Here is a 5,865-nt window from a genome sequence, read left to right on the forward strand (position 1 = left end):
CAAAAAAGAAGGTCGGCCCGCTTGTGGGCCGAAACCCACAACGTAACGGATAGCGCTTCCCGCCCCTCCCGCCGGAAGGCGGGCTCCGCACCCAATAATATCAGGAAACACAAAAGCATCCCGTCTCCTCCCGCCGAAGGCGGGCCCCGCACCAAAGGTTATCAGGGATCACAAAAGCCCCCTCCCCCACCGGCAGGCGAGCACCTCATAAATATCAACAACTTCTCTTTCCCTACCCAAAAAACCTGAAATACTTTCACCAAAAACATTGACAATGATTTTCAACGTCACTAAATACCTTCTTGACGGACGCGCCGGATGCGTCCAAAACCATTGGGGGAAAAATGACAGACACCATCATCGTTATTCTGATCGTCGCTGTGGCCGCATTCTACGTAGTCAGGCGATTTGTCAGAAACGCCAAGTCCACCGGCGGATCCTGCGGATGCTCTGGCTGCGGTTCCAACTGCACGCCTGAACAAAAGCAGAACTGCGACGGGGAATAATTTTTTTTTGCCAACCGATTGAAAACGATTTTCATTTGAACCAAGAGGAGTGATCCAGATGGGCAAGGCATTCTGCCTGCGACAGGCAAGCGTGAACCAGCAGCTCAAGATAGTGACCGTTTCCGCCCAAGGCGAACTCGGGCGCAGAATCCGCGACATGGGCCTCATTCCGGGCACCGAAGTACGAGTCATTGGCAAGGCACCGCTCAAGGACCCCGTAGCCCTGCGTCTCAAGGACTTCACCCTCACTCTTCGAAACAGCGAAGCGGACCACATTACCGTCGAATCGCTGGAGGACTAGAATGGACAAAATAACCGCCGCCATCGCAGGCAACCCGAACTGCGGCAAAACCACCATGTTCAACGCCATCACCGGCGCCCGGCATCACGTGGGCAACTGGCCCGGCGTGACCGTGGAGAAGAAGACTGGTATCGTCAAACGTGAAGGGCGCAGCGTCGAGCTGGTGGACCTTCCCGGCACTTATTCCCTGACCGCGTACACGCAGGAAGAGCTCGTGGCTCGCAACTTCCTCGCCGAGGAACGACCCGAGGTCGTCATTGACGTGCTCAACGCCGACGCGCTGGAGCGAAACCTCTACCTCGCCGTACAGATAATGGAAATGGGCGTGCCGCTCGTGCTGGCGCTGAACATGATGGACGAAGTGCGGAAGCACGGAAAGGACATCAACACGGCCCGGCTGGCCGAGCTGACCGGCTGCCCGGCAGTCGAAACCATCGGCCGCACCGGCGAAGGTACCGACGAGCTTCTGAAAGCCTGCGTCCACCACGCCGAGGCCAATCAGGGCGAATGGAGGCCACTGCGCATCTCTTACGGCGCAGACCTTGATCCCGTTCTGGACGAGATGGAAGAAATCATCGAGTCCGCCGGCCTGCTCACCGACCTAGTCCCGGCTCGCTGGACCGGCATCAAATACCTTGAGCACGACGAGGACGTGGTACTCAAGGGGCGCATGGCCAACAGCGAGGTTTCCCAGAGGCTGGAAAAGATGGCCGCCAAGGTGGCCGAGCACACTCAGAAGACCCTTAAGGCCGGTCCGGACGCCATCATCGCCGATTACCGCTACGGGTTCATCGCAGGCATCGTGAAGGAAGTGGTCAACTACCCGGTGCTCGACGAGCAGCGCATCAGCATGTCGGACAACATCGACCGCATCCTGACCCACAAGTTTCTCGGCCCCGCCATCATGCTCACCGTGGTCTATCTCATCTACAAGGTGACGTTCACGGTGGGCGAAATCCCCATGGGCTGGCTGGAGGCCTTCTTTGGCTGGCTGGGCAACACCGTTGGCGGCATAATGCCCGAGGGGCTGCTGAAATCGCTCATCGTCTCCGGCATCATCGACGGCGTGGGCGGCGTGCTCGGCTTCGTGCCGCTCATCATGTTCATGTTCCTGATGATCTCCGCGCTGGAGGACTCCGGCTACGTGGCCCGTATGGCCTACATGCTTGACCGCGTGTTCCGCAGCTTCGGCCTGCACGGCACCTCTGTGCTGCCCTTCATCGTTTCCGGCGGCATTGCCGGGGGCTGCGCGGTTCCGGGCGTCATGGCCTCCCGCACGCTCCGCAGCCGCCGCGAAAAACTGGCCACCCTCTTCGTGGCCCCGTACATGACCTGCGGCGCGAAAGTGCCCGTCTTCCTGATGCTTGCCGCCGCGTTCTTCCCCGGCGAAGGCGCGGGAGTCATGCTGACCATCACCCTCACCGCATGGGCGTTGGCCCTGATCGTGGCCCGCATCCTGCGCTGGACGGTCATCAAGGGCGAGTCCACTCCCTTCGTCATGGAGCTGCCGCCGTACCGCATGCCCACTCTGCGCGGCGTGCTGATTCATACCTGGGAACGCACTTGGGAATACGCCCGCAAGGCCGGTACCGTCATCCTCGGTATCTCCATCCTGCTCTGGCGCTCATGACCTTCCCGCAGCTCCCGCAGGAGCGCGTGGACGCCTATGAAGCAAAACGCGCGGTCATCGCTGCCGAAATGCAGGCTGCCGAGGCCGCCGGTGCAGGCGAGTCCGTTGTGGCCGGTTTTGATGACAAGATCGACGCCCTTCAGAACGAGGAAGCCGAAGAAGCGCTCCGCAACACCATCGCCGGCAAAATCGGCACCGGACTCGAGAGCGTTACCAAGTGGGCCGGGTTCAACTGGCGCACCAACATCGCGCTGGTGGGCGGCTTTGCAGCCAAGGAAGTCATTGTTTCCACCCTCGGCACCGCGTACTCGCTCGGCGAGGTCGATCCTGACGAAGCACAGCCGCTCTCCAGGCGTCTGGCCGCAGACCCGAACTTCTCCAAGGCCGCAGGCATCGCCATGGTCATCTTTGTGATGCTCTACGCGCCCTGCTTCGTCACCGTGGTCACCATGGCCCGCGAATCGAGCTGGAGCTGGGCGATATTCAGCGTAGTCGGCTCCACGGGCCTGGCTTTCGGCCTCTCAATCCTGACCTTCAACATTGCCCGGGCTATACTTTAGCCTCCCGGACAGAGTAATAAAAAAGGGCGGCCCTTCCGGGGCCGCCCTTTCTTTTTCGTTTCACATCCACCCTCGCCGCTTGAAATACGCAAGCATGACGCCCGCCACCACGGTCATCACGGCCAGAAGCGCCGGATACGACCATGGATAGCGTAGTTCGGGCATGTACTGGAAATTCATGCCGTAGACTCCGGCGATGAACGTAAGCGGGATGAAAATGGTGGCGAACACGGTTAGAAATTTCATCACATCGTTGAGCTTATTGCCAATGACCATGTTGTAGGTTGCAAGCGCGTCGCCGATCATTTCACGATACACATCCACGGCGTCGCAACTCTGCTCCGTGAGGTCTGCGAGGTCGCGCAGATGGGGGCGCACATCCTCGCCGAAGAGTTCCTCGTCGGGATGGGCAAGCAGCCTGACGACCTCCCGCACCGGGCGCACCTGTTTACGAATATAGGCCATCTCCCTGCGATATTCGAGAATCTCTTCCAGCAGGTCTGGCGTGGCGTTATCAAGCACTTCCTGCTCCAGCTCCTCAATTCGTTCGCCGAGCGCCTCGATTACCCTGATATAATTCTCCACCACCGAGTCCATCAGCGCGTAGGCCAGATAGGTCGCCCCCCCGCTGCCGGATGCGACCGCGCGAACGCCTGAGCCGGGTGCGCACCGGATCGAAAACGTCCCCGGACCGCTCCTGAAATGTCAGCACCCGGTCCTTGAAAACGACAATTCCAAGCGCTTCAGCCTGTACCTGATTTTCTTCGGAAAGCGAGAGCATCCTGAGGCTGATGAACGCGTAGTCCTCATAATCATCCATCTTCGGACGTCTGCCAGTATCCACCACATCTTCCAGCACCAGTGAAGACAGGCCATGCTGCTGGCCGAGCTTTTCAATAAGCGTGACATCATGCAGGCCGTCCACGTTTAACCAAAGTACACGGCCTTCACCCTGATCACAGTCGAGTTCATTCAAAGCCTCCGAAGATTCTTCCCGCAGCGTTTCTGCACCGTACTCAATGCACGTCACCCGTGGACGATCCATATGGCGCTGACCGACAAAGGTGACGGTGCCCGGCGACTGTCCGAGTTTGCGGTCAATTTTCTTGAGGAACCGGGCCACGGCTTACCACCTCCGGCTTCGGGTGCGGGCGAAAAGATACCCAGCAAGGCCGCCCAACAGGAAAAAGAGCGGCAGCATGATCCACCGGGCCAGCGCGAACGTCCACCACAGGAAGGAAACCTGCACTGTTTCGGAGTTCTGGATGATGAACAGCAGCACGCAGGCTGCGAAGACACTCACGGCGACGAGCTTGATCCGTTCGCCCATGGTCATTTCATTCCAGCGTGTCTTCATGTGGCCTCCTTGTTTAGACTATTCGAAAATACAGCAGCACGCAGAGCACGACCAGCATGCTTGTCCAGAGCGCGCCAACGCGCAGCACCATTTCGCGGGCGCGCTTGCGCTCCCACCACGAAAGGGGCTGGATGCCCTGCACCAGAAAGGTCACCACCCCGGCAATGTTCAGGCAGATGATGTTTGTTATGAACAGGGCAGCCGACCCTGCGGCCATGACGAACTGCCCGGCACCGAGGCTCATGCCGCAAGCCGCCAGCGGCGGGAGCAGCGAAAGCGCGACCATCACGCCGACGAGTCCTGTGGGCGTTCCGAGCGTCACCGAGACAATGCCCGCACCACCGGACACCACCGCAAGAACGATGTCGGCATACGAGGCGTGAATGCGGTCGAGAAATTCAAATGATCCGGCGGGTAGTCCGAAAACGAGACCGGAAATGGCAGAGACTGCGAGCACCACGGCCACACCCGAAGCAAGCGTTTTGAGCGAGAGCCGCAAAAGGTCGGTATCTCCAAGCGCGGCCGAGAGGGAGAGGCCCACGTTGGGACCGAGAAGCGGGGCCAGCACCATGGCTCCGATGATGACCGCAACACTGTCCCGCGAAAGGCCGATGACCGCAACGACTGCGGCAAAAGCCACCAGCACGAAATAACTGGCTGTCGGCCGGGCATTGTCAAAGACGTCCGTGTAAAGCTCTTCCCGGCTGATTCGATCATGATTCTGTGCAGATTCTTCGGCTTCCTCTGCTTCCTCGGGCTGAACCTGTTTCTCGGGCGGCGGGTCGGTCTTGAGCCTCGGCAGGGTGGCTTCAGCCGGATAGACCACAATCCTGTACTCGTCCGTCCATGTGAACATGCGTTCCAGCTTGTCCAGCACAGGCTCGGACTCCTCCACCTGCAGGATGACGCGAAATTCAATAGAGTCATTATCCAGCTCGTGCGACCAGTACACATACCCTTCGTCAGGGCGATGCTCTTCAAGTGACTTGGCAACGACATCCCTGTCGGTGCTCGGGGTGACTATTTCAATAACTCTCAGCGGCATGACGTGTCGGCGGCTTCATCCGTTTCCGTAACTGGAACCGGCCGTGCGGAATCCGAACCTCATTGCTGATATACAGGAATATTGAGACGTATTCCAAGGAAAAACAGGAAACGCCTTGAGGGAGACGGGCAAAGGCTTTGATCAGACCTTCACGGTCGACCCGCCAAGGGTGCCCGCCTTAGTCTTTCTTCTTTTTGCTGCGCGGATGCGCCTTGTCATACACCTGCATGAGTTGCTGCAGGTCGAGGTGGGTGTATCGCTGGGTGGTGGATAGCCGGGAGTGTCCCAGCAGTTCCTGAACGCTTCTCAGATCGGCCCCGGCTTCGAGCATGTGCGTGGCAAAGCTGTGGCGGAGCATGTGCGGATGCACATCGCGGGGAATCCCAGCCGCGGCAGCGAGCCTCGTCAGGATGCGGTTGGCCTCGCGGCGGTCCAGCCGCTTGCCCGCGCTTGCCCAGAAACAGCG

The 5,865-nt window shown here is 59.4% G+C and carries 7 protein-coding genes and 1 pseudogene; 3 read left to right on the plus strand and 5 right to left on the minus strand.

The features are described 5' to 3' along the window. Positions 1 to 344 precede the first annotated feature (344 nt). The 3 genes and pseudogenes from JCM12178_RS18065 (at position 345) to feoB (ending at position 2,997) form a co-directional block, all read left to right on the plus strand. Positions 345 to 506: a FeoB-associated Cys-rich membrane protein gene (locus tag JCM12178_RS18065; protein WP_083466016.1), complete on the plus strand. Its 162-nt coding sequence runs from the start codon at positions 345 to 347 to the stop codon at positions 504 to 506. Between the two features lie 58 nt (positions 507 to 564). After that, positions 565 to 807 carry a FeoA family protein gene (locus JCM12178_RS16675; RefSeq protein WP_054653065.1) on the plus strand — a complete coding sequence of 81 codons (243 nt, stop codon included), beginning with the start codon at positions 565 to 567 and terminating at the stop codon, positions 805 to 807. A gap of 1 nt (position 808) precedes the next feature. Beyond that, a pseudogene (gene feoB, locus JCM12178_RS16680) lies at positions 809 to 2,997 on the plus strand (ferrous iron transport protein B). Positions 2,998 to 3,057: 60 nt separating this feature from the next. Here the strand turns inward: feoB and JCM12178_RS20410 are convergent. From JCM12178_RS20410 to JCM12178_RS16700, 5 genes are all read right to left on the minus strand, one after another. Continuing rightward, positions 3,058 to 3,582: a CorA family divalent cation transporter gene (locus tag JCM12178_RS20410; RefSeq protein WP_250635952.1), complete on the minus strand. Its 525-nt coding sequence runs from the start codon at positions 3,580 to 3,582 to the stop codon at positions 3,058 to 3,060. Next, a complete protein-coding gene (locus JCM12178_RS20415; RefSeq protein ID WP_250635953.1) occupies positions 3,536 to 4,120 on the minus strand; it encodes a CorA family divalent cation transporter in 585 nt (194 codons plus the stop codon). Before JCM12178_RS20415 ends, JCM12178_RS20410 begins: the two co-directional genes overlap by 47 nt. Before the next feature lie 3 nt (positions 4,121 to 4,123). Further along, positions 4,124 to 4,354: a LapA family protein gene (locus JCM12178_RS16690; RefSeq protein ID WP_054653067.1), complete on the minus strand. Its 231-nt coding sequence runs from the start codon at positions 4,352 to 4,354 to the stop codon at positions 4,124 to 4,126. Positions 4,355 to 4,367: 13 nt separating this feature from the next. After that, entirely contained in the window at positions 4,368 to 5,399 is a 1,032-nt protein-coding gene (locus tag JCM12178_RS16695) for a TIGR00341 family protein (protein WP_054653069.1), read from the minus strand. Positions 5,400 to 5,577: 178 nt separating this feature from the next. Continuing rightward, on the minus strand, positions 5,578 to 5,865 hold a 288-nt coding region (locus JCM12178_RS16700; RefSeq protein ID WP_157054981.1), incomplete at its 5' end, for a tyrosine-type recombinase/integrase.

It is taken from the genome of Salidesulfovibrio brasiliensis JCM 12178, from assembly GCF_001311825.1.
In the GTDB taxonomy this organism is placed as follows: domain Bacteria; phylum Desulfobacterota; class Desulfovibrionia; order Desulfovibrionales; family Desulfovibrionaceae; genus Pseudodesulfovibrio; species Pseudodesulfovibrio brasiliensis.